This is a genomic window from Microbacterium phycohabitans (assembly GCF_032464935.1).
GTDB classification, from domain to species: Bacteria; Actinomycetota; Actinomycetes; order Actinomycetales; family Microbacteriaceae; genus Microbacterium; species Microbacterium phycohabitans.
Window position 1 is genome coordinate 567,000 of sequence record NZ_JAWDIT010000001.1, and the last position, 20,667, is coordinate 587,666.

The 20,667-nt window shown below is 71.0% G+C and carries 25 protein-coding genes and 1 tRNA gene; 13 read left to right on the forward strand and 13 right to left on the reverse strand.

The window, feature by feature from the left end:
- Positions 1 to 7 precede the first annotated feature (7 nt).
- Positions 8 to 760: an ANTAR domain-containing protein gene (locus RWH44_RS02600; RefSeq protein ID WP_316003368.1), complete on the forward strand. Its 753-nt coding sequence runs from the start codon at positions 8 to 10 to the stop codon at positions 758 to 760.
- Between the two features lie 385 nt (positions 761 to 1,145).
- Here the strand turns inward: RWH44_RS02600 and RWH44_RS02605 are convergent, their stop codons facing one another.
- Positions 1,146 to 1,457 carry a hypothetical protein gene (locus RWH44_RS02605; RefSeq protein WP_316003369.1) on the reverse strand — a complete coding sequence of 104 codons (312 nt, stop codon included), beginning with the start codon at positions 1,455 to 1,457 and terminating at the stop codon, positions 1,146 to 1,148.
- A 547-nt stretch (positions 1,458 to 2,004) separates the two neighbouring features.
- The gene (locus RWH44_RS02610) at positions 2,005 to 3,489 is read right to left on the reverse strand and encodes an FAD-dependent oxidoreductase (protein ID WP_316003370.1); all 1,485 of its coding nucleotides are present in this window, start codon (positions 3,487 to 3,489) and stop codon (positions 2,005 to 2,007) included.
- A 116-nt stretch (positions 3,490 to 3,605) separates the two neighbouring features.
- On the opposite strand from RWH44_RS02610, the gene RWH44_RS02615 reads away from it, so the two are divergent.
- Positions 3,606 to 3,767 carry a hypothetical protein gene (locus RWH44_RS02615; RefSeq protein ID WP_316003371.1) on the forward strand — a complete coding sequence of 54 codons (162 nt, stop codon included), beginning with the start codon at positions 3,606 to 3,608 and terminating at the stop codon, positions 3,765 to 3,767.
- A gap of 9 nt (positions 3,768 to 3,776) precedes the next feature.
- Positions 3,777 to 4,445: a TetR/AcrR family transcriptional regulator gene (locus RWH44_RS02620; RefSeq protein WP_298871472.1), complete on the forward strand. Its 669-nt coding sequence runs from the start codon at positions 3,777 to 3,779 to the stop codon at positions 4,443 to 4,445.
- Between the two features lie 21 nt (positions 4,446 to 4,466).
- Here the strand turns inward: RWH44_RS02620 and RWH44_RS02625 are convergent, their stop codons facing one another.
- On the reverse strand, positions 4,467 to 5,009 hold the full coding sequence (locus RWH44_RS02625) for a YbaK/EbsC family protein (RefSeq protein WP_298871470.1): 543 nt from the start codon (positions 5,007 to 5,009) through the stop codon (positions 4,467 to 4,469).
- A gap of 133 nt (positions 5,010 to 5,142) precedes the next feature.
- Here RWH44_RS02625 and RWH44_RS02630 point away from each other — a divergent pair, with 133 nt between their 5' ends.
- From RWH44_RS02630 to RWH44_RS02640, 3 genes are all read left to right on the forward strand, one after another.
- A complete protein-coding gene (locus tag RWH44_RS02630; protein WP_316003372.1) occupies positions 5,143 to 6,402 on the forward strand; it encodes an acyl-CoA dehydrogenase family protein in 1,260 nt (419 codons plus the stop codon).
- 102 nt (positions 6,403 to 6,504) lie between these two features.
- Positions 6,505 to 7,677, forward strand: a complete 1,173-nt coding sequence (locus RWH44_RS02635; protein WP_316003373.1) for an AI-2E family transporter — start codon at positions 6,505 to 6,507, stop codon at positions 7,675 to 7,677.
- 5 nt (positions 7,678 to 7,682) lie between these two features.
- On the forward strand, positions 7,683 to 8,726 hold the full coding sequence (locus RWH44_RS02640) for an ATP-dependent DNA ligase (protein WP_316003374.1): 1,044 nt from the start codon (positions 7,683 to 7,685) through the stop codon (positions 8,724 to 8,726).
- 42 nt (positions 8,727 to 8,768) lie between these two features.
- Here the strand turns inward: RWH44_RS02640 and ligD are convergent, their stop codons facing one another.
- The gene (ligD, locus tag RWH44_RS02645; protein ID WP_316003375.1) at positions 8,769 to 9,794 is read right to left on the reverse strand and encodes a non-homologous end-joining DNA ligase; all 1,026 of its coding nucleotides are present in this window, start codon (positions 9,792 to 9,794) and stop codon (positions 8,769 to 8,771) included.
- Between the two features lie 157 nt (positions 9,795 to 9,951).
- Between ligD and RWH44_RS02650 the strand changes: the two genes are divergently transcribed.
- Positions 9,952 to 10,578, forward strand: coding sequence for a DUF1684 domain-containing protein (locus RWH44_RS02650; protein ID WP_316003376.1), 627 nt, complete (start codon positions 9,952 to 9,954; stop codon positions 10,576 to 10,578).
- A gap of 78 nt (positions 10,579 to 10,656) precedes the next feature.
- Here RWH44_RS02650 and RWH44_RS02655 read toward each other — a convergent pair whose 3' ends face one another.
- The 3 genes from RWH44_RS02655 to RWH44_RS02665 all read right to left on the reverse strand — a co-directional run bounded on the left by RWH44_RS02655 (position 10,657) and on the right by RWH44_RS02665 (position 14,912).
- Positions 10,657 to 11,769, reverse strand: coding sequence for an SseB family protein (locus RWH44_RS02655; protein ID WP_316003377.1), 1,113 nt, complete (start codon positions 11,767 to 11,769; stop codon positions 10,657 to 10,659).
- Between the two features lie 184 nt (positions 11,770 to 11,953).
- A complete protein-coding gene (locus tag RWH44_RS02660) occupies positions 11,954 to 14,386 on the reverse strand; it encodes an ATP-dependent helicase (RefSeq protein WP_298871450.1) in 2,433 nt (810 codons plus the stop codon).
- A 49-nt stretch (positions 14,387 to 14,435) separates the two neighbouring features.
- Positions 14,436 to 14,912 (reverse strand): YflT domain-containing protein, encoded by a 477-nt coding sequence (locus RWH44_RS02665; RefSeq protein ID WP_298871447.1) that lies wholly within the window; start codon positions 14,910 to 14,912, stop codon positions 14,436 to 14,438.
- 135 nt (positions 14,913 to 15,047) lie between these two features.
- Between RWH44_RS02665 and RWH44_RS02670 the strand changes: the two genes are divergently transcribed.
- Positions 15,048 to 15,455, forward strand: a complete 408-nt coding sequence (locus tag RWH44_RS02670) for a YccF domain-containing protein (protein ID WP_316003378.1) — start codon at positions 15,048 to 15,050, stop codon at positions 15,453 to 15,455.
- On the opposite strand, the gene RWH44_RS02675 is transcribed toward RWH44_RS02670, so the two are convergent.
- Both RWH44_RS02675 and RWH44_RS02680 read right to left on the reverse strand, forming a co-directional pair.
- Positions 15,437 to 16,423, reverse strand: a complete 987-nt coding sequence (locus tag RWH44_RS02675) for a hypothetical protein (protein WP_316003379.1) — start codon at positions 16,421 to 16,423, stop codon at positions 15,437 to 15,439. The two genes, RWH44_RS02670 and RWH44_RS02675, sit on opposite strands and share 19 nt — an antisense overlap.
- A gap of 102 nt (positions 16,424 to 16,525) precedes the next feature.
- Complete coding sequence (locus RWH44_RS02680) at positions 16,526 to 16,894, reverse strand: VOC family protein (RefSeq protein ID WP_316003380.1); 369 nt, start codon at positions 16,892 to 16,894, stop codon at positions 16,526 to 16,528.
- A 57-nt stretch (positions 16,895 to 16,951) separates the two neighbouring features.
- On the opposite strand from RWH44_RS02680, the gene RWH44_RS02685 reads away from it, so the two are divergent.
- From RWH44_RS02685 to RWH44_RS02705, 5 genes are all read left to right on the forward strand, one after another.
- On the forward strand, positions 16,952 to 17,389 hold the full coding sequence (locus RWH44_RS02685; protein ID WP_316003381.1) for a MarR family winged helix-turn-helix transcriptional regulator: 438 nt from the start codon (positions 16,952 to 16,954) through the stop codon (positions 17,387 to 17,389).
- A gap of 30 nt (positions 17,390 to 17,419) precedes the next feature.
- A complete protein-coding gene (locus tag RWH44_RS02690) occupies positions 17,420 to 18,325 on the forward strand; it encodes a DMT family transporter (RefSeq protein ID WP_316003382.1) in 906 nt (301 codons plus the stop codon).
- Positions 18,306 to 18,956 carry a GntR family transcriptional regulator gene (locus RWH44_RS02695; RefSeq protein ID WP_316003383.1) on the forward strand — a complete coding sequence of 217 codons (651 nt, stop codon included), beginning with the start codon at positions 18,306 to 18,308 and terminating at the stop codon, positions 18,954 to 18,956. The genes RWH44_RS02690 and RWH44_RS02695 overlap by 20 nt, the downstream gene beginning before the upstream one ends.
- An 81-nt stretch (positions 18,957 to 19,037) precedes the next feature.
- Positions 19,038 to 19,113 (forward strand) — tRNA-Met (locus RWH44_RS02700).
- Positions 19,114 to 19,300: 187 nt separating this feature from the next.
- Positions 19,301 to 19,525 carry an RNA-binding S4 domain-containing protein gene (locus RWH44_RS02705; protein ID WP_298871422.1) on the forward strand — a complete coding sequence of 75 codons (225 nt, stop codon included), beginning with the start codon at positions 19,301 to 19,303 and terminating at the stop codon, positions 19,523 to 19,525.
- 91 nt (positions 19,526 to 19,616) lie between these two features.
- Here RWH44_RS02705 and RWH44_RS02710 read toward each other — a convergent pair whose 3' ends face one another.
- From RWH44_RS02710 to ykgO, 4 genes are all read right to left on the reverse strand, one after another.
- Positions 19,617 to 19,913, reverse strand: coding sequence for a hypothetical protein (locus tag RWH44_RS02710; protein WP_298871420.1), 297 nt, complete (start codon positions 19,911 to 19,913; stop codon positions 19,617 to 19,619).
- Positions 19,910 to 20,218 (reverse strand): ArsR/SmtB family transcription factor, encoded by a 309-nt coding sequence (locus tag RWH44_RS02715; RefSeq protein WP_316003384.1) that lies wholly within the window; start codon positions 20,216 to 20,218, stop codon positions 19,910 to 19,912. The genes RWH44_RS02710 and RWH44_RS02715 overlap by 4 nt, the downstream gene beginning before the upstream one ends.
- Positions 20,219 to 20,310: 92 nt before the next feature.
- A complete protein-coding gene (locus tag RWH44_RS02720) occupies positions 20,311 to 20,475 on the reverse strand; it encodes a hypothetical protein (RefSeq protein ID WP_316003385.1) in 165 nt (54 codons plus the stop codon).
- A 39-nt stretch (positions 20,476 to 20,514) separates the two neighbouring features.
- Complete coding sequence (ykgO, locus tag RWH44_RS02725) at positions 20,515 to 20,637, reverse strand: type B 50S ribosomal protein L36 (protein ID WP_298871410.1); 123 nt, start codon at positions 20,635 to 20,637, stop codon at positions 20,515 to 20,517.
- Positions 20,638 to 20,667 lie beyond the last annotated feature (30 nt).

Consider the following 20,667-nt stretch of genomic DNA (forward strand, 5'->3'; position numbering starts at 1 on the left):
TGCCCCTATGACGAATGCATCGCGGGAGAAGGAACTCGTCGAGACGTTCGTCGAACTGGCGGACACCCTGGTCACCGGTTACGACGTCGTGGACCTTCTCCACCGGCTGGTGACGCGATGCGCCCGGACCTTGGACGTGGCGGGCGTCGGCATCCTCATTCCGGATGCCGACGGGACGCTGGAGGTCGTCGCCTCCACCAGTGAACGCAGTCAACTCATCAGCCTCCTCCAATTGAGCGAGGAGCAGGGGCCGTGCCTGGACGCGTATTTCTCCGGTCAGCAAGTGACCGTTCACGATATCGAGGGCATCCGAGAACGATGGCCGCGTTTCGCGACTGCGGCCGGTGAGCTGGGCTATCGCTGGATGCACGCCATCCCGCTTCGACTCCGTGACGACGTCATCGGTTCGCTGAACCTCTTCGGCGATCAGCCCGAGGCGCTGACGGCGGACGATGCGATGGCTGCTCGCGGGCTGGCCGACATCGCCACCATCGGGATCCTTCACGAACGGGCATTCCGCGAAGCCGACGTCGCACGGCGGCAGTTGCAGCACGCGCTGGACAGCCGAGTCGTCATCGAACAGGCGAAGGGGATCCTGGCGCACATTCACGCCATCGACATGGATGCCGCCTTCCACCAGCTTCGCGAGCGAGCGCGCAGCAACCACCAGAACCTGTCGGACACGGCGAGAGAAGTCATCGCCGCTGCGACTCGTCGACGGGTCAGGCCTGACGAGGCGAACGACGCCCCGACGATCTGATCGGGGTCGACCGGTGCGGGGCGTTCCGGGTCGGCGCGGGCCGTGCTCGAGAGGCGTCTATCGCCCACTCGACCCCCGGCGTAGAGTCCGATCATGGACGGGATCGATGCGGGCCACGACGACGAGATCGCCGCCGAACACTGGGACGATGACGGAGGGTCCCCGACGTCTCCCTCCCCTCAGAGGCACCACCATGCGGCGATCGAGATCGATACCGTGACGCACCCGCTCGGCGGGGCGCCGAGATCGTCTCGACCGAATCCCGCGGACCCCCGCTGAATCCAGGAACGACGAGCACGAACGGTCTCCCTCAACGCGGAGAAGAGTCGGACGGCTCGCGCAATCCGAAGCGGTGCACTGTTGCGTCTGGCCCGCTGGTGCGCGCTCAGACCACGAGCCGCATCCCGGTCGGAGGCTCGTGGTCGCCGGCGTGTCCGAGTCTCGATACGCAGCGGCAGGTCGGCGGAGCCTCGAAGTCGCATCGCAGCGCATCGAGATCCGCCTCCGCGCGTTCCCATCGGGCCCGCAGATCGGCGGCGCGAGCGGTGGCATTGCGCAGTCTCACTTCAGCCAGATCCTGTTCCGCCAGACGCGCTCGGTCTCGTGCGGCGACGTACGCGGCCAGAGCAGTCGCCGCCTGCTCGTATGCCGCTTCGAATTGCTCGGCGGTGACGGTGGGGTAAGGGGTGTCGTCCATCGATAAACCTCCTGTAGCGCGTACGGACGGTCCTCGGAGGTCGCAGTCGGCCGCGACGGACGGATCTGACGACCGTGACGGCAGCCCACTGACTCACCTTCGACGCTGCCAGCAAAGCGCGTTTACGCGTGTCGGGGAAGTGCAGTTGCGAAGTCTCCCGTGACCTCACACGCCTTCGCGCCCGGGTAGTGCGTCGCGTCGCGGGCTCGCCGAGCTCTCGCCGCCTCGCCCGAGGTGCGTGTCGGCTGATTCGTCCACGAGGTCCATCAGCCCCGTCGGACGACCTCATCGTCGTCCACGAGGGGTGCACGCACGGGCGCCGCCCGCCCTTCCGATCATCCGCGCTGATAACGATGCTCGACCTCGAGTCCGTGTTCCGAGTGTGGGAGAGAGAGGGCGGCACGGCCGACCGGGGCGATCGCGGATCGCAGCGCCCATGCGATGCACGACACGTCGACGACCTCCTGGAGCCAGGATCGGCCTCGGCGGAGCGCTCTTGCTCACCGGCGCGAAGAGCTGGCCCGCCCGGCCGGAGAACTCCGCTCCCTCAGCTCCGAGCGGACACGCCCAGATCGGCCGATGCCGAGCCCTCGAGCCGCGTGCCGTCGGCGTCGTAGCGCGAGCCGTCGACGGGGCTGTCCCACGACCGCTCCGCGTCGTTCCACGTCAGCGGCGCGGGCGCGGTGACGGCGCGCGTGCGTCCGTCGACCGTCGACACGGCGGCGGTGCGCAGGCCTTGGCGGGCCACCAGGCCTGCCCCCTCCGCCGGCCGCTTCACCGGCGCCGGAGCCGCGTTCGTCAGGGCCGAGGCGGCGATGCCGACGCGGCGGGTGGCCTCGCCGATCCCGCGGCCGAGGTCGGCGGGCACGGTCATGCGCGTGCCGATGGTGCGCATCCACTGCGGCCGGTCGCCCCGACTCACGCCCCGGATCTCGTCGGTCAGCCGCATCGCCGCCGCCGGGGCGTTCGTCAGACCCCAGCCCGCGTAGCCGGTGGCGAAGCGCAGACGACCGAGGCCCCGCGGCATCCCCCCGATGAAGGGCACGAGGTTGTGCGACTGATAGTCCTGACCCGACCAGCGGGCGATCTCCGCCCCGACCAGCAGCGTGCGGCGAGCCCACGCGGCAAGACCCTCGGCGAGTGCGACCTCCGACCTCGCCGACCCGACCGGATGCCGCGCCCCGGTCACCAGCAGCACCGACCGCCCGAGCGACGACGGCGCCGCCACGACGCTGCGTCCGTCGGCGCCGACCTCGCTCCACATGCCGCCGGGGGCTTCGGCATCCCCTTCGAGCTCGAAGGCGATCGCCCACGAGCGCAGCGCGCGGGTCTTCAGGTCGTACAGGCCGCGGCGGGCGATGGGCGTGCCGGTGGCGAGCACGACCGTGTCGCCCGAGAGGGCGCCGCGGTCGGTGTCGACACGACCGGAGGGCAGCGCGTGCACGTCGGTGACGCGCACGCCGGTGTGCAGCGCGGCTCCCGCGTCGACCGCGGCCCGGGCGAGCGAATCCGTCAGCAGCGAGGGGTCGAGGGCCAGCTGGTCGTCGAGGGCGAGGGCGCGCACGGGGGTGCGTCCGCCGAGGTCGTCGGGGGCGTCTTCGCGCACCGGGAGTCCCGCCTCCCGTGCGGCGTCGCGGACCGCGTCGAGCGCCGGGTCGGTGGCGAGACCCCGCCCGAAGGTGAACGCCGTACGGCGATCGGCGGCACCGCCGGCTCGCTCGGCGAGCCACTCCTGCCCGGCGCGGTTGGCATCCACGTACGCGCGCACGAGGCTCGCCGGGTGGTGCCGACGCAGGGTCGCGAGGGTCGTCCCCTGCAGCAGGGATGCCATGCCCACCGACGCCCCGGTCGCGCCGCGCCCCACGGGGCCGGCGTCGACGACGGCGACGTCGACGCCCGCCTCGGCGAGCATCACGGCGGTGGACAGGCCGGTGATCCCGGCACCCACGATCACGACGTCGTGGTGCGCTCCGGGCTCGAACGGCGTGCCCTCGACGGGCGGCTGGTCACGGAACCACAGCGGGGAGGTCATGCGCTCCATCCCACCGCGGGGGCCGGCATCCCGGCATCCACTTGCCCCCGACGGTGGTTTCGGTTAGCCGCACCGAGAGGGTGCACCCGGCGGCGCAGCTGTGGCAGCGTGGACCGATGGACCCGCTCACCTCGCTCGTCTTCCTCGTCGTCATCGCCGCCGTCTTCCTCTACGCGATCTACGGGGTCGTCCGTAAAGCGGTGCGCGACGAGCTCGACGCTCACGGCCGCGACTCACGATCCCCCCGCATCGGCGACTCCCCGGCCTCCGACGCCTAGGCTCATCACGTGAGCGACGCCCCTCCCCCTCCGAGCCGCACGGCCGTGGTCGCCGCCGCCATCGACCTCTTCGTCGAGCACGGGTACGACCAGACCTCCGTCGAGCAGATCGCGCAGGCCGCGGGGGTGTCGCGTTCGACCTTCTTCCGTCAGTTCGGCGGCAAGGAAGACGTGGTGTTCGCCGACCACGAGGTGCTCCTCGCCGAGACGCGGGCGTACCTCGCGCAGCATCACGACGACCCGTGGGCGGCCGTGTGCGAGGCGTCGGTGCGGGTGTTCCGGCACTTCGCCGCGGATCCCGAGCTGGCCCGCCGCCGATACGTCATCGTGCGTGAGATCCCGGGCCTTCGCGACCGCGAGATCGTCACCGTCTTCCGCTACGAGCGCCTCTTCGACGAGTACCTGCGCGGGGCGCTGCCCGGTCTCGACCCCCTGGATGCCGTCGGTTTCGCGGCCCTGGTGACGGCGGTGCACAACCACGTGCTGCGCCGTCTCATGCGCGGTGCCCGGGTGCCGGCATCCGTCCTGCGCCGCGCTCTCGACGACGTGCTGCGCCGCTACGGCGTGCACCCCGACGGCGACGACGCGGCCGGCGACGACCTCATCGTCGCGGCCTTCCCCCGGCGCATGCCCGCCGCCGAGGTGACGCGGCGCTTGCGCGCGTCGCTCGGCGACTGACCCGCGGAGCGGCGCCGCCGCTCACGCAACCGGTTTGGCAAGTCCGTCGACGACCTCTGCCGAGGGAAGGGATGCGAGTACCTCGCCCGGCAGGAACAGCTTTGCGCCACGGATCCCGGCGCCGACGATGGCCCGCGGTAGTGCGGCCACCCGGGCGTCCAGCAGAAGACGCCACTCGGACGGGATGCCGAGTGGCGTGATGCCCCCGTACTGCATCCCTGTCTCGACGACAGCGGCATCCATCGGGGCGAACGTCGCCTTCCGTGCGTCGAGGAGTTTGCGCACGACGCCGTTGACGTCGAGCCGCGTGGTGGCCACGGCGAGGCAGGCGGCGGTGCGGATGTCGGCGCCGCGACTGCCCTGCACCACGAGGCAATTGGCTGAGATGTCGAGGCTCTGGCCGTATGCCTCGCAGAACGCGACGGTGTCGGCGAGCGCGGCATCGACGGCGGCGACCTCGATGCGCGCCGCGACGTCGGCGGGCAGGCGGTCGATCGCAGCCGCGACCGGCGCCGCGAGCAGCTCGGGATGGTCGGCGGCGGGGAGGAAGACCAGCGAACTCACGCGACGACCATATCCGCTCGGCACCCCGCTGCCGCCTGGAGCATTGATGTCCCACCGATCTCGCATCAAGAAAAATCGACCGCACCACGACAGACGGTGACACCAAGTACCAACCTGCGTGATACTGGGAACCATGACCATCGATGCCGATGCCCGTACGCTGCCCGGCGAGCGCGTCGCCCACTACGACCTCCTCGACCGCCGCGACACCGACTACTACGCGGTGTTCGCCGACATCCCCGACGCCGACCGCGCGATCTGGGACACCGCCAAGGCGTTCGCCGACGAGGTCGGCACGCGCATGCAGGGCGAGTGGGATGCCGCGACCTACCCGATCGACCTCGTGAAGCGCATGGGCGAGCTCGAGCTGTTCACCGACGGCATCGAGCACCCCGAGCTTCCGCACACCTCTCCCCTGGCGGCCGGCCTGGTCAACATGGAGATCTCGCGCCACGACGGCTCCCTCGCCACCGCGCTGGCGGTGCAGGGCGGCCTGGCGCTGCGGACGCTGGCGTTCTACGGCTCGCCCGAGCAGCAGCAGCGGTGGCTGAAGCCCCTCGCCGACGGCACCGTGCTCGGCGCCTTCGCCCTCACCGAACCCGACCACGGCTCCGACTCCGTGTCGCTCGAGACCACGGCCACCTGGGTCCCTTCGACAGGCTCAGGGACCGGCGGATGGTCGCTCAGCGGAACGAAGAAGTGGATCGGCAACGGCGCCTCCGGCGGCATCACCTTCGTCTGGGCCCGCGTCGACGACGAGGGCGGCGACGACCACGGCAACGTGCGCTGCTTCCTCGTCGAGCAGGACACCCCGGGCTACACGGGCACCGTCATCACCGGGAAGGTGTCGCTGCGCGGCATCCACCAGGCGCACATCGCGATGGACGACGTGCGTCTTCCCGCGGATGCCGTGCTGCCCGGCACCCACACGTTCAAGGACGCCTCGGTGGTGCTCTTCGCCACGCGGTCGGGTGTCGCGTGGTCGGCGCTCGGTCACGCGACCGCCTGCTACGAGATCGCGCGGACGTATGCCACAGAGCGCATGCAGTTCGGCAAGCCCCTCGCGAAGTTCCAGATGGTGCAGGAGCGCCTCGCGCAGATGCTCGACGAACTCACCGCGATGCAGCTCTACTGCCGCCGCCTCGCCGACCTCGAGACCTCGGGCGGCCTGCGCCCCACCCAGGCGTCGCTCGCGAAGTACCACAACACCCGCGCGGCGCGCCGGGTGGCGGCGATCGCCCGCGACCTGCTCGGGGGCAACGGCATCCTGCTCGAGAACGGCGTCATGCAGCACATGGCCGACATCGAGGCGATCCACACCTACGAAGGCACCGAGAGCGTGCAGGCCCTCCTGCTCGGCCGCGACATCACCGGCATGAGCGCGTTCGTCTGATCCCGGATGCCGGGACCGGAGCCGCGGGCGGGGCCCTAACCGGCGGGCCGGACCCGCGCAAGCCGCGCCGGCGATGTCGGGCCCTCCCGCTAACGTCGTCGCATGGGCCTCTTCTCTCGTCACCCCGCTCCGCGTCGCGCGATCGAAGCCGTCGCCGAGACCGTGCAGACGCCCCCCAAGAGCCTGTGGGCCGATGGCTTCGGGCGTCTCGCCGTCCGCGCGGTGCAGATCATCATCGTCGTCGCGCTCATCGCGGGTGTCATCTGGGGCATCCAGCAGGTGACGCTGGTGATCATCCCCCTGATCCTCGCGCTCATCTTCGCCTCCGCCTTCGGCCCCGTCACCATGTGGATGCGCCGCAAGGGCGTGCCCGCCGTGATCGCCACGCTGCTCACCCTGCTCGCGGTGGTCGTCGTGCTCGCCGGCCTCGGATGGCTCGTCGTCAACGCCGTGATCAACCAGTGGGACACCCTCAGCACGCAGGCCGTCGAGGGCTTCCAGAAGGCCCAGGACTGGTACCACACGCTCCCGTTCGCGATCTCGCCCGAGCAGGTCGACCAGGCCGTGCAGGGCATCACCGACTTCGTCACGAGCGCCCAGTTCGGTACCGGCGCCCTCGCGGGCGTGAGCGCGGTCGCATCGTTCGTCACGGGCTTCGTGCTGATGGTCGTCATCCTCTTCTTCTTCCTCAAAGACGGCCCGCGCATGTGGGAGTTCGTGCTGCGCCCCTTCCACGGCAGCGACTACGACCGCGCACGCCGCATCGGCGACAAGACGGTCACGGTGCTCGGGTCGTACGTCCGAGGCACCGCGTCCGTCGCGGCCGTCGACGCGATCGGCATCGGCGTCGGCCTCGCGGTCCTGCAGGTTCCCCTCGCGCTGCCCCTCGCGGTCCTCGTCTTCCTGCTCGCCTTCATCCCGATCGTCGGCGCCGTGACCGCCGGCATCCTGGCGGCCCTCGTCGCTCTCGTGACCAACGGCTGGGTGATCGCTCTGGTGGTCGTGGGCATCGTGGTCGTGGTCAACCAGCTCGAGGGCAACTTCCTCCAGCCCGTCCTCATGGGCCGCTCGATGAAGCTGCACTCGTTCGTCGTGCTGGTCGTGCTCGCCGGCGGCACCGCGATCGGCGGCATCCTCGGCACCCTGCTCGCCGTCCCGCTGACCGCCGTCGTGTGGGGGATCATCACCGTGTGGAACGGCCCCGACAAGCCGGCCGAGTGGGCGCGTCGCAAGAAGCGCAAAGACCCCGTGCCGCTGGCGGGCGGAGAGAGCTGACGGCCGTGCCGTACGACATCCCCGCTCCGATGCTGGCGAAGTCCGTCCCCATGGTGCCCGAGCACGAGAAGGTCGCGGGTGGGTTCAGCTATGAGCCCAAGTGGGACGGCTTCCGCGCGTTGGTGTCGTGGGACGGCACCGACGTCGAGATCGGCAGCCGGGGCGCCAAGCCCCTCACCCGGTACTTCCCCGAGCTCGTCGAGGCGTTCGCGCGCGTTCTGCCCGAGCCGTGCCTCATCGACGGCGAGGTCGTCGTCGCGCGCGGCGAACCGGGCGCCCAGAGGCTGGACTGGGAGTCGCTGTCGCAGCGCATCCACCCGGCGGCGTCCCGAGTGAACATGCTCGCCGAACAGACCCCGGCGATGTTCATCGCCTTCGATCTCCTCGCTCGCGGCGACCGCGACCTGCAGGGCGAGCCGTTCTCGGAGCGCCGCGCGCAACTCGTCGACCTGTTGGGCGCCGTGCCCCACCCCGTGCACGTCACGCGCACCACCGACGACCCCGACCTCGCGCGCCGATGGCTCGCCGAGTTCGAGGGTGCCGGTCTCGACGGCGTGATCGCCAAGCCCCTCGCGCAGCCCTACGCGCCGAACAAGCGCACGATGTTCAAGATCAAGCACGCCCGCACCGCCGACGTGGTGCTGCTCGGGTACCGCATCCACAAGTCCGGCGAGGGAGTCGGGTCGCTGCTGCTCGGTCTGTACGACGATGACGGCCGACTGCACGGCGTCGGGGGCGCCTCGGCCTTCACCGACAAGCGTCGTCGTGAGCTGATCGACGAGCTCGAGCCGTACGTCGAGCGCGATGACGAGGGTGCCGCCGTCACGGGCGAGACCGACCGCTCGCGCTTCTCGGCATCGAAGGACGTGTCGTTCGTGCGCCTGCGCCCCGAGCGGGTGCTCGAGGTGCGCTACGACCAGCTCGAGGGCATGCGCTTCCGCCACACGGTGCAGTTCGAGCGCTGGCGTCCCGACCGCGAGGCTCGCTCGTGCACCTTCGCGCAGCTCGATGCGGTGAGTTCGTATGACCTCGGCGACGTGCTGGACTGACGCGGGCGCTCGGCCCTCGACCGCGCCGCCGAGGGCTGACGGCTACTCCGCCGGCGTCTTCGCCCGCGACGGCTGCACGCGCGGCGGCTCCCCCGGCATTTTCGGGAACTCGGGCGGGAACGGCAGCTCGCCGAGCCCGTTCTCGGCGTCGCGCTGCCACCACTCCAGCAGCGTGTCGATGCGTCCGGGCTGCGAGGCGAAGCCCTCCCACGAATCCCCGTCGGATGCCAACCGCTCCGGCACCGAACGCACGGTGAACGCGAGCGGGTCGAGGCCGTCGAGTTCGTCCCAGGTCACCGGGGTCGACACCGTCGCCGTGGGCAGCGCGCGCGGCGAGTAGGCGCCCGCCATCGTGCGGTCGCGGTTCGCCTGGTTGAAGTCGACGAAGATGCGCTGCCCGCGCTCCTCCTTCCACCAGCTGGTGGTCACGGCATCCGGCATCCGTCTCTCGAGCTCACGCGCCGCGGCGATGACGGCGTGCCGTACGTCGAGGAACTCGTGCGTCGGTTCGATCGGGCAGAACACGTGCAGGCCGCGGTTGCCGCTGGTCTTGATCCACGGTTCGAGACCCGCCTCGCGCAGCACGACCCGCAGTTCGTGCGCGGCCGTCACCGCCTCGGCGATGCCGGTGCCCGGCTGCGGGTCGAGGTCGATGCGCAGCTCGACGGGGTGGTCGGGGTCGGTGGCGAGCGAAGCCCACGGATGGAACACGATCGTGTTCATCTGCGCCGCCCACACGGCCGAGGCGATCTCGCCGAGGAACAGCTGCGGATGCCGCCGCCCGCTGTTGTACGTCACCGTCACCGCCTCGACGAAGGCCGGCGCGCCCTTCGGCGGGTTCTTCGAGAAGAACGCCTCGCCGCCCACGCCCTCGGGAAAGCGCTCGAGGGACACCGGCCGATGCCCGTTCGCCGCGATGAAGGGATCGCCGACCGCGATGAGGTATTCCGCGAGCTCGCGCTTGGTGATCCCGACGTCGGGCCACAGCACGCGATCGGGGTTCGAGATACCGACCTCGCGGTCGCCGTCGGGGCCCGGCACGGTCAGCGTGATGCGAGGGGATGCCATGTGCCGACGCTAACGCGCGTGCGGGCGTCGTGTCTGCCCCGTTGCGGTGTCGGGGCAGCGAGGGGATCCCTGTCTGCCCCGTAGCGGTGTCGGAGTAGCCGGGGGGATCCGTGTCCACCCCGAGCCGCGGCATCCCGTCCCCGCCTACGCTCGAGACATGACCACCGCCGCCGCCCGCACCGCCCTCGACATCGCCGACTGGCGCCGCCGCGTGTTCGCGCTCTACGACGCCGTGCGCGAGGCCGACGATCCCGAAGACGCCCACGAGCTCTGGCGCATCGAGCGCGACGCGCTGTTCGCCGACCACCCCGCGACACCGCTGCTCCCGGAGCAGCGCGAGGGGTTCGTCGGACTCCCCCTCGCCCCCTACGACGCGGCGTGGCGCTTCGAGGTCCCGCTGCTCGACGCCGAGGAGGCGTCGTTCGTCGCCACCACCGGAACGGACGGTGAGGTCGGCTTCGAACGCATCGGGCGGGTCGAGCTGCCCGACACCGGCTCGCTCGACGTGTGGCGGCTGACCTCCTACGGCGGCGGACTCTTCGTTCCGGTGCGCGACGCGGCCGCGGGACGTCCGGGCGGCACGTACGGCGGCGGACGCTACCTGCTCGACACCATCAAGGGCGCCGACCTCGGCCGAGGGTCCGCCCCCGACACGCTCGTCATCGACTTCAACTTCGCCTACAACCCGTCGTGCGCCTACGACCCGATGTGGGCGTGCCCGCTCGCCCCCGCCGGCAACGTGCTGCCGGTGGCGGTTCCGGTCGGCGAGCTGTACGGGGTCTGAGAGCCGAGCCGCACGGCATCCCTGAGAAACGAGAGCGGGCCGCTCCCCGGGTGGGGGCGGCCCGCTGTCGTCGGACGCTCAGGACTCCGCGGCAGCGGCATCCTTCTCGGCGAGGTCGATCACGGGGGCGAGTTCCGCGCGGGTGAGGCGGATCCACGGTCCGGCCGGATCGATCAGGATGCCGGTGAGCGCGGGGTCGCTCGCCAGCGCCTTCGACAGCTGCGCGCGCGAGATCGGGAGCGGCTGGTCGCCGCGGCCCAGGGCGAGGAGCTCGAGGGGGTGGGTGAACACTTCGAGGAAGCGCTCCCCCGCGGCCGAACGCGATTCGGCGACACCGATGGGGCCGCCCTCCTCGGTGCGGTTGACGGCGATCCACATCGGGGCTTCGGCGATGATCGCGTCCACGACCGTGGAGACCGTCTCGTCGGTGCGCGTCTCGCACAGGGCGGTCTTGATGCGCAGCTCGGGGTCGACCTCGGCGACCATACGCTCGAGGAGGGCCTTGGGCAGCACGGCGCGATTGTCTCCGGATGCCGGGTCGAGCACGATGCCGGCGTACGGGCCCGACAGGACGTGCCGCAGCAGCGCCATCACGGGCTGGCCCATCGCGGAGGTGTCGTGGTCGCCGTCGGCCTCGACGCTCGCGCGGAGCGCCAGGCCGCCGCTGTAGGCGAGCACGAGCTGCTCGTCGCCGCGGTTTGCGACGGCGAGCGGGAGGTCCTTGCCCTCGGCCAGCAGCGCGCGGGCATCGCCCTTGACGCGCAGGAACACGTGACCCTGCAGGAGCTGACGGGCGACGTTCAGCAACTGCGCCGGCTCGGGCTGCCCGGAGATCTCGGCGAGGGCGTTGCCCAGCAGCGCGTTGTCGCGCAGGCCCTGCACGGTCTCGGGGGCCTCGGGGGCCTTCATCGGACCGGGCTGGCGGGCGGAGGGACGCGCGGCCACCGGCGGCGCGTTCGTCAGCGACGGCGCGGGCTCGGGACCGGCGCCTACGCCGCGGAACGACGACATCGAGATGCCGACCGTCGGCGCCGCCTCGGCCGAGGCCTCGGGGGTCGTGTCGGCGGCGGGAGCGGCGTCGCTCGGGCCGGAGGGGTCGACGGGCTGTTCGCCCGGTTCGATCGTGGTGTCGGGCCGGTCGACCGATGCGTCGTCGTAGTCGGACTTCTTGCGGCGCGAGAAGAGAGCCATTCCGCCAGCCTATCCGGGCGGCTCGGGCGCCGGGGCCCGGCGGCGCGGCGGCGGGCGCGGGCATCCCCAGCGGTTCGGGGCGCGATTTTTCGTTCGGGGCGGGTATTTCCCGCCCCGAACCGAGAATCGCGCCCCAAACCGGATATTCAGCGCCCGGCGCGATGCGCGCGCTTCGTCGCGGCGGTTACAGCTTCGCGATCGGCGCGATCTTCACCAGCAGCTTCTTCGGGCCCACGGTGTCGAAGCGCACGTGCGCGACGCGCTTCGCGCCCTCGCCGGTCACGGCATCCACGCGGCCCTCGCCGAAGTCGTCGTGCCGGATGCGATCGCCCGCGGCCAGGACCATGTCGCCGTTGTCGCGCACCTTGGCCGGGATGCGGTTGGGGAACTTGCTGGGATCGGCCGGCGCGCGCTTGGGCAGAGGAACGAGGTCATCGCCGTAGCGGTTGCCGCCCCCGGGCTGGCCGGGCCGGCGTCCGCGCGCGTTGAGCGCGCGCGACTGGGATCCCCCACGCCCGTTGACGTCGCCCGGCGACTGTCGCCAGTCGATGAGGTCGGCGGGGATCTCCTGCAGGAATCGGCTCGGCATGGCGACGGTGACCTCGCCGAACTGGGCGCGGGTCATCGCGAGGGATACGTGCAGGCGCTTTCGCGCGCGCGTGATGCCGACGTAGAACAGGCGCCTCTCCTCCTGCGGCCCGCCCGGCTCGTTGGCCGAGATACGGTGCGGCAGCAGATCTTCTTCGACGCCGGTGAGGAACACCGCGTCGTACTCGAGACCCTTCGCGGTGTGCAGGGTCATGAGCGACACCGATCCCGACGCGTCGTCGAGGTCGTCGGCATCCGCCACCAGGGTCACCTCGGTGAGGAAGTCGATGATCGTGCCCTCGGGATTGTTGCGGGCGAACTCGCGCGTCACCGCGATGAGCTCGTCGAGGTTCTCGAGGCGCGCTTCGTCTTGCGGGTCTTTACTCGCGCGCAGGGCGTCGAAGTAGCCGCTCTTGTTGAGCAGCAGCGTGAGCCCCTCGGTGACCGAGGTGGAGGGGGCGAGCTCTCCGGATGCCGGGAGCATGACCGCCGTGGCCTCGGTGAGCACCGCGTCGAGCTGGTCGATGGCCTTCTGCAGCTTGGGGCCGACGCCGAGCTGGGCGGAGTTGGCGAGCGCGTCGCGGAAGGTGATGTCGTGCTCGGCGGCGTAGCGCGCGATGGCCGTCTCGGTGACGTCGCCGATGCCGCGACGCGGGCGGTTCAGGATGCGACGGAGGGCCATCGAGTCGGCGGGGTTGGCGACGGCGACGAGGTAGGCGAGGGCGTCTTTGATCTCGGCGCGCTCGTAGAACTTGGTGCCGCCCATGATCTTGTAGGGCACCGCGGAGCGGATGAAGATCTCTTCCAGCGCACGGGACTGCGAGTTGGTGCGGTAGAAGACCGCGACGCCCGAGTAGTCGACGCCCTTCTTGTGCAGCGCCTCGATCTCGTCGGCGACGAACTGCGCCTCGTCGTGCTGCGAGTAGCCGGTGAAGCCGATGATGGGATCGCCCGCACCGACGTCGGTCCATAGCTTCTTGTCTTTGCGGTCGAAGTTGTTCGCGATGACCGCGTTGGCCGCCGACAGGATGTTCTGCGTCGAGCGGTAGTTCTGCTCGAGCAGCACCACCTTGGCGCCCGGGTAATCGCGCTCGAACTCGCTGATGTTGCGGATGTCGGCGCCGCGGAACGCGTAGATCGACTGGTCGGAGTCACCGACGACGGTGAGCGACGCGGCGTCGTCGCCGGCGGGCTCGGCGTCGAAGATCATCATGCCGCCGGAGGAGAACGGCTCGGCATCGGATCCGGGCGCTCGCGTCAGCTCGTGGATGAGGGCGTACTGCGCGTGGTTGGTGTCTTGGTACTCGTCGACGAGGATGTGCCGGAACCGCTTGCGATAGCGGTCGGCGACCTGCGGAAACGCGCGGAAGAGGTAGACCGTCTGCGCGATCAGGTCGTCGAAGTCGAACGCGTTGGCCCGCTGCAGCTCGCGCTGGTACGAGCCGAAGATCTCGACGAACACCCGCTCGGCGGGGTCGCTCATGTTGGCGGAGCGGGCGTACGACTCGGCGTCCGCCAGTTCGTTCTTGAGCTTCGAGATGCGGCTCTGCGTGCCCGCGGGGGTGAGACCGAACGAGTCGCCCTCGTGCTCTTTCACGAGGCGCTTGATGAGCGCACGCGAGTCGCCGGAGTCGTAGATGGTGAACGACTTGGTGAAGCCGAACTGCTCGGCCTCACGACGGAGGATGCGCACGCACGCCGAGTGGAACGTCGAGATCCACATGCCGTCGGCCTTCTGCCCGATGAGCTGGTGGACGCGCTCGCGCATCTCGCCGGCGGCCTTGTTGGTGAAGGTGATCGCGAGGATCTGGCTCGGGTACGCCTCGCGCGTGCGCAGCAGAGAGGCGATGCGGCGGGTGAGCACGCTCGTCTTGCCCGATCCGGCGCCCGCGACGATGAGCAGCGCCTGCCCCCGGTAGGTGACGGCCTCCCGCTGCGGGCCGTTCAGCCCCTCGAGCAGGTCGGCGTCGGGTCGGGCGGCCGACGGTGCGGAACCGCCGACGATGAGGGGCGTGGAGGCGTCGGTCATGGCGCGTCCAAGTCTAGGCGGGGCCTCCGACATCGGCCCCGCGACGACGTTACGCGCGCGCCTCGCCGGCGGCTCCCGACGACAGCAGCGACTGCGCGCGCGAGAAGTGCTCGGCATCCACCGTCACGTCCCAGCGCTCGGCCTCGAAGCCCTGCACCGACGAGAAGTCACGGCGACCGCCCGTGAAAGCGTGCCCGGCGAAGCCGAAGACGGCGCCCCAGACGGCGCCGAGCACGAGGCCCAGCAGGACGAACCCGAGGAACCCGCCCACGCTCAGCAGACCGATCAGCACGCCGATCATCAGGCCGAACCACGCGCCCGATGCGGCGCCGAGCAGCGCTGCCCGGCCGCGGGTCATCCGACCCGTGACCTGCTCGACGATCCGCACGCCGTGCCCGACGATGGCGGTGTGCTCGACGGGGAACCCGGCGTCGGAGAGGCGATCGACGGCGGCCTGAGCCCCCGTGTAGTCGCTGAAGCTCGACAGGACGCGGCGTTCGGGGGTGGCACGGGTGACGTCGGACATGGTGGATTCCTTCCCTCGGGACCCTCACGCTAGCCCCGCCGGGTGACGACGCGAGGGCGGTTGCGCGGCGGCGGAGCCGGGGTTAGTCGCTGTCAAACCCCGCGCGCTCACACCCTCGATCGACACAATGGGGGCATGCGCCTGATCCTCAACGTCCTCTGGCTGGTGCTCTCGGGCTTCTGGCTCTTCCTCAGCTACCTCGCCGCGGGGATCGTGCTCTGCGTCCTGATCGTCACGATTCCGTGGGGCATCGCCGCTTTCCGCATCGGTCTCTACGCCCTCTGGCCCTTCGGTCGCGAGATCGTGGCGAAGCCGACGGCGGGCGTGGGGTCGTTCCTCGGCAACCTCGTATGGGTCGTGCTCGCGGGCTGGTGGCTCGCGCTCGAGCACATCGTGACGGGGCTCCTGCTGTGCGTGACGATCATCGGCATCCCGCTCGGCATCGCCAACTTCAAGCTCGTGCCGGTCTCGCTCTTCCCGCTCGGCAAAGAGGTGCGCGACATCCGCCGCGGCGGACCCTTCGATCAGACGCTGGGCCGCTGACCGCCCGGGCGCCCCTCGGCGGCTGAGTCTCGGCGCGCGCGGCGTTCGAAGACGCGACGCGGCAGAGCGAGCAGGATGCCGACGATCGTGGCGATCGCGCCGATAACGGCCGTGACGCTCACGAGTTCCACGGGGAAGGCGCCATCGCGCATGCCGGTGAGGCGGGCGAGATCCCAGGGCAGGATGCCGATCTGCTCGTTCCACGAACGGAGGGCGTCACCCGCGCCCGCGAAGGCGATGGTGGCCGCGGGCAGCGCGTAGCCGATCCCCATCCCGGCGAGCGTGATGCCCGCTGCGCGGGGGCGACCGAGCTGCGGAGCGAGCGACCAGCCCGCGGCGACGAAGACCCAGGCCACGAGGGCGAAGGCCACCATCAGGTAGAGGACGCGCACGGCCGGCACCGCCCAGAGCGACGGCCACACGCCGTCGGGACCCGACAGGGCCACCGCGAGGAGAGCGACGACGCAGCGCAACACCAGCGCTCCCCCGACCGCCGCGATGATCGGCCAGGGCGACCGGCGGCCGAGCAGCAGTCGCACAGCCGCGGCGAAGAGCAGCCACCCGAGGATCGCGATGGCGACGCCGAGCAGTCCGTCACGCGGGGTCTGCACGATGCGCGTGGTCACGAGCAGCCCACCGGGCACGAGGATCATGAGCCAGCGATCCAGCGGCAGCACGCCCAGGCTCGACTCGCGCGCGCGCCACGGGCGCGTCGAAGCGATCCACGTCGCGCGGGCGGCGGCGGCTCCGGGCCGTCGGACGAGGCTCGTGCGGGCCGCGAGCATGCCGATCACGAGCCACGCGACGCCGAGAGCGAGAAGCGCGCGCGCGAGCCACTCGGTCGTGGAGTCGACCATCATGGGCACGCGCGCGAAGGGATCCACCAGCACGGCGATCACGGCGCCGAAGGCGAGGAGGATGCCGGCGACGCCCAGGGCCAGGATGCCTCGCCCCGCCGTCGTCGCCATGCGCCAACGTTACCCGGCGCAGGCTGGACGTCCGCTCGGGGCGACCGGGGCTCGAGCGCCGTGCCGGGCGGGCCCCGCCCGGGGGACACCCCGGGATGCCGCTCAGCCGCGATCGTGGAGAGTGACGTGGTAGCCGTCGGGGTCGGCGAAGGTGAAGGTGCGACCGAAGGGGCCGTCGATCGGATCCATCACGATGCGGTGGCCGCCGGCGAGGAGCGCGTCGTGGATCGCCTGCACGTCGGTGGCGTGCAGCCACAGCGCGACGCCGACCCCGGGCTGCGAGACGCCGGTGAGGTCGATCCCCGGCGCCAGGTCGCGCAGCGCGAAGGCGATCGGCGCGGTTGTGAACACGACGGCGTGGGGCGGGCCCGCGGGCGAACGCTCGAGACCGAGGTAGCGCTCGTAGAAGGCGTGGGAGGCGGCGAGGTCGCGCACCTGCAGGGAAATGAAGTCGGGTCCGGTGACGGGCATGTAAGCTCCTTAGTCTATGTCAGTTATCTGACACTCACTGTATGTCAGAATACTGACATGGCGCAAGAGCGGATCCACCTCGACACCTCCCTCGGTTACCTGCTCAAAGAGGCGGCGAGCGCCCTGCGCGTAGCCATGGAAGACGTGCTGCGCCCCCTCGGGATGACGATCACGCACTACTCCTGCCTCGAACTGCTCGCGCAGCGACCCGGCCTGTCGAACTCCGACCTCGCGCGCGGGGCCTTCGTCACGCGCCAGTCGATGAACGTGCTCCTGCAGGCGCTCGAGAGCGAGGGGATCGTCGAACGAGCCGACACGCCGACCGTCGGGAAGGCCTTGCCGACACGCCTGACGGAGAAAGGCCATCGCGCGTTGGGCGCGGCGAGCGCGGCCGTCCGCGACGTCGAGCGCCGCATGCTGAGCGGGATGACGGATGCCGAGCAGGAAGCGGCCCTCCACGCTCTGCGCTCGATGGTGGCGGCCCTCCGGTCGTGATCGCGCGATGGATTGTGTAACAATCCATCCATGCTTCCCGCGTTCGCGATCCTCGCCGCCGCGCTGTGCTTCTCCACCACGGGCACCGCGCAGGCCCTCGCCGGTGTCGACGCCTCGCCCATCGCGGTCGGCGCGGCGCGCATCGTGCTCGGCGGCGGAATCCTGGGTCTCATCGCCCTCGCGCGCCGGTCCCCGCCCCGCCCCGCGACGGGGACGCGCGCATCGACCGCCGCGCTCATCACACTCGGCGCGATCGGTGTCCTGGCGTATCAGCCGCTGTTCTTCCTCGGCACGCGCGAGAACGGCGTCGCCATCGGCACGGTCGTCGCTCTCGGCTCGGCGCCCATCGCGACGGGGATCGTGGATGCCGTGCGCCTGCGCCGCGCCCCCTCCCCGCGCTGGATGCTCGCCACCGCCATCGCCCTCGCGGGGGTGGTGCTGGTGTCGGGGGTGACCGGCGGCGCCGTCGCCCTCGCCCCCGGCGGACTGCTCGGCTCGGTGGGCGCCGGAATGGCCTACGCCCTCTACACGGTGTGCGGCAAGGCGCTGATCGAGAGGGGGTGGGACTCCACGCGCGTGATGGGAACCGTGTTCGGCGTGGCGGCGGTCGCGAGCGTCCCGGTCCTGCTCTTCGCGGGCACGGGCTGGTTGCTCACCCCCGACGGCCTCGCGCTCGCGCTCTGGCTCGGCGTCGTCACCACCGCGATCGCCTACCTCCTCTTCGGGTGGGGGCTCGCGCGCCTTAGCGCAGTGACCGTGTCGACGCTCACCCTCGCCGAGCCGCTCGCGGCCACTCTCCTCGGCCTTCTCGTGCTGCACGAACAGCTGACACCGGTCAGCGCCCTCGGCCTGGCGCTCATCGCCGTGGGTCTCGCCGTGGTCTCCGCCCCCGCTCGCCGACGCCAGGAGGTCCCGGATGCCACGGCTCGCGCCTGACGCCCCCGCACCGGGCCCCCGCACGGCCGATGTCGTCGCCGACGCCGTGCGCACCGGCATCCTGTCGGGAGATCTCGCCCCCGGTACGCCCCTGCGCGAGGAGGAGCTCAGCGCCGTCTACGGCGTCTCGCGCCACACGGCGCGGACCGCGCTCGCGCGCCTCACCGCCGAGCGACTCGCCACCGCCGAGCCGTACCGCGGCGTGCGGGTGTCGTCGCTCGACGACGATGCGCTCGTCGCGCTGCAGCAGCTGCGGTGCGCGCTCGAGACCGAGGCTCTGCGGATCGTCCGCGACCGCGGCATCCATCCTCCCGGTGTCGACTCGGCACTCGACGCCTTGGAGACGGCCGAGGCGTCGGGCGACTGGACCGCGACGCTCGCCGCGCACGCGCGCGTGCACCTCGCTCTCGTCGAGGCCGCCGGCAGCCCGCGGATCGCCGAGGAGTACCGCCGCCTCGACTCCGAGATGCACCTGCTGCTGACGCACGTGCGCCCCGCGTACGCGCCCGGCGCCCTGGCCGAGGAGCATCGCGCCTACGTGACCGAGGCGCTGCGAGACCCCGAGCACGCCGTCCGCGCGCACCTCGAGCACTCGACGCGGGCGATCCTCGACGGTCGGCGCCGGGGCTGAGCGACACACGGCGAAACCTCTCGTCACGCTCCGCAACGACCCTTCGCCGTGCCGGCGGTGCGGGTTAGCGTGGGGGCACATCGCGGCGATCCGGGCGGTCCCGGGCCTCGGCTCATAACCGAAGGCGTGGCGGGTTCGACTCCCGCCGTCGCGTCCACGTCTCACGCCCCGCCCCTGCGGACCCGCCGGCCGGGGTCGACCCGGCCGCCTCGCACCGAGATCGAGCATGGGCTTCCTCGCCGGTCGCCCCGAAATGACCGCATCGTCGTCCCGAGTCAGAGCGGGGACGCTTCCTCCTCCCGGCCGAGCCGCCGCCGCGAATCTCCACCTGCCATGCTGGACACATGGCATCCCCCGCACCTCAGGACGTCTCCATCGGCAGCGAGATGATCCGTCTCGGCCCGTTCCTGAAGTTCGCGGGCGTCCTCGACTCCGGCGGAGACGTCAAAGAGGCGATCATCGACGGCTACGTGCAGGTCAACGGCGAGATCGAGCGCCGTCGCGGGCGTCAGCTGCAGGTCGGCGACGTGATCGCGTTCGAGGGTCGGGCTTTCCGCGTGCAGGCCTGACGCCGCGACACCGGAGGCCCGCCTCCCCTGACCGGGAAGACTGGCCCCTCATCGACGCCTCGCGCTCGTGACGCGCGGATGCCGACCGAGCTCAGTGCTCGTCGTAGTGGTCGCTGTGCAGCGCGTGACGGTGGCCGTCGTGCACGTAGTCGGCGTGGTCGTCGTGCTCGACCTTCTCGTGGCCGCAGTCGTCGCCGTGACGGTGCTCCTCGAGCGAGTGCTCCGCCTTCGACTCGTGCTCGTCGTAGTGATCGCCGTGCAGCGCGTGGTGGTGAGTGCCGTGCACGTAGTCGACGTGGTCGGCGTGCTCGATCTTCTGGTGGCCGCAGTCGTCGCCGTGCGCGTGCTCTTCGACGCTGTGTTCGGCGTGGGTGTCGGCAGTGCTCATTGTTCGTTCCCCTGGGTGGTCGGTTCGGTGACGTGGGCGATCGCATCGAGCACGACGTGAGCGACGTGCTGGTCGGCGAGGGCGTAACGGATCTCCTTGCCATCGCGCTCCGAGGTCACCAGGCCGGCCTGGCGCAGGGTGCGCAGATGCTGAGACACCAGCGGTTGCGAAAGACCGGCCTTCGCGGCCAGTGCGCCGACCGTGAGCTGCTCGGTGTTCAGCAACCAGACGAGCGCCAGGCGCGACTCGCTGCCGAGCACCTTGAACAGTTCAGCGGCCTCGTCGAGTCCCTCGATCGCGTCCACGTCTCCGACACAACCAGATACATAAACGCATTGCAATATGTTCACCCAAACGGGAACGGTTCTCGTTCGCGTTATCGCGCCGAGCGCCGCAGTCAGGCGTCGTCATGCGGACGCAGCGAACGCGTCCACCCGAGCGCGGCGGCATCCTCGATCTTCTTCGCCTCTCGCCGCCGCCACGCCGCGCGCCCGATCTCCGCGGCCTGCCAGGCGAGCGCCAGCCCGATCGCGATGCCGATGACCCACCCCGCCGCCTCCATGCGGCCGAGTCTACGAACGCGCGGCGGCGGGGCCCCGGATCACCCCTGTCGCCCCTTGAATCGCGGATTGAGCTTGTTGATCACGAACACGCGCCCCCGGCGGCGCACGACCTGCGCGCCGGGCTGCTTCTTCAGGGACTTCATCGATGCACGGACCTTCATGGCATCCTCCTTTTGATAACCGTTCTCAAT

Coding starts and splice junctions, on each gene's coding strand:
- ligD (WP_316003375.1), bottom strand. CDS start 9,794: ATGGCATCCCCTCGCATCACGCTGACCGTGCCGGGCCCCGACGGCGAC.
- RWH44_RS02675 (WP_316003379.1), bottom strand. CDS start 16,423: ATGGCGACGACGGCGGGGCGAGGCATCCTGGCCCTGGGCGTCGCCGGC.
- RWH44_RS02630 (WP_316003372.1), top strand. CDS start 5,143: ATGACCATCGATGCCGATGCCCGTACGCTGCCCGGCGAGCGCGTCGCC.
- RWH44_RS02600 (WP_316003368.1), top strand. CDS start 8: ATGACGAATGCATCGCGGGAGAAGGAACTCGTCGAGACGTTCGTCGAA.
- RWH44_RS02635 (WP_316003373.1), top strand. CDS start 6,505: ATGGGCCTCTTCTCTCGTCACCCCGCTCCGCGTCGCGCGATCGAAGCC.
- RWH44_RS02695 (WP_316003383.1), top strand. CDS start 18,306: ATGCCACGGCTCGCGCCTGACGCCCCCGCACCGGGCCCCCGCACGGCC.
- RWH44_RS02690 (WP_316003382.1), top strand. CDS start 17,420: ATGCTTCCCGCGTTCGCGATCCTCGCCGCCGCGCTGTGCTTCTCCACC.
- RWH44_RS02720 (WP_316003385.1), bottom strand. CDS start 20,475: ATGGAGGCGGCGGGGTGGGTCATCGGCATCGCGATCGGGCTGGCGCTC.
- RWH44_RS02610 (WP_316003370.1), bottom strand. CDS start 3,489: ATGACCTCCCCGCTGTGGTTCCGTGACCAGCCGCCCGTCGAGGGCACG.
- RWH44_RS02670 (WP_316003378.1), top strand. CDS start 15,048: ATGCGCCTGATCCTCAACGTCCTCTGGCTGGTGCTCTCGGGCTTCTGG.
- RWH44_RS02655 (WP_316003377.1), bottom strand. CDS start 11,769: ATGGCTCTCTTCTCGCGCCGCAAGAAGTCCGACTACGACGACGCATCG.
- RWH44_RS02605 (WP_316003369.1), bottom strand. CDS start 1,457: ATGGACGACACCCCTTACCCCACCGTCACCGCCGAGCAATTCGAAGCG.
- RWH44_RS02650 (WP_316003376.1), top strand. CDS start 9,952: ATGACCACCGCCGCCGCCCGCACCGCCCTCGACATCGCCGACTGGCGC.
- RWH44_RS02705 (WP_298871422.1), top strand. CDS start 19,301: ATGGCATCCCCCGCACCTCAGGACGTCTCCATCGGCAGCGAGATGATC.
- ykgO (WP_298871410.1), bottom strand. CDS start 20,637: ATGAAGGTCCGTGCATCGATGAAGTCCCTGAAGAAGCAGCCCGGCGCG.
- RWH44_RS02665 (WP_298871447.1), bottom strand. CDS start 14,912: ATGTCCGACGTCACCCGTGCCACCCCCGAACGCCGCGTCCTGTCGAGC.
- RWH44_RS02660 (WP_298871450.1), bottom strand. CDS start 14,386: ATGACCGACGCCTCCACGCCCCTCATCGTCGGCGGTTCCGCACCGTCG.
- RWH44_RS02680 (WP_316003380.1), bottom strand. CDS start 16,894: ATGCCCGTCACCGGACCCGACTTCATTTCCCTGCAGGTGCGCGACCTC.
- RWH44_RS02615 (WP_316003371.1), top strand. CDS start 3,606: ATGGACCCGCTCACCTCGCTCGTCTTCCTCGTCGTCATCGCCGCCGTC.
- RWH44_RS02710 (WP_298871420.1), bottom strand. CDS start 19,913: ATGAGCACTGCCGACACCCACGCCGAACACAGCGTCGAAGAGCACGCG.
- RWH44_RS02685 (WP_316003381.1), top strand. CDS start 16,952: ATGGCGCAAGAGCGGATCCACCTCGACACCTCCCTCGGTTACCTGCTC.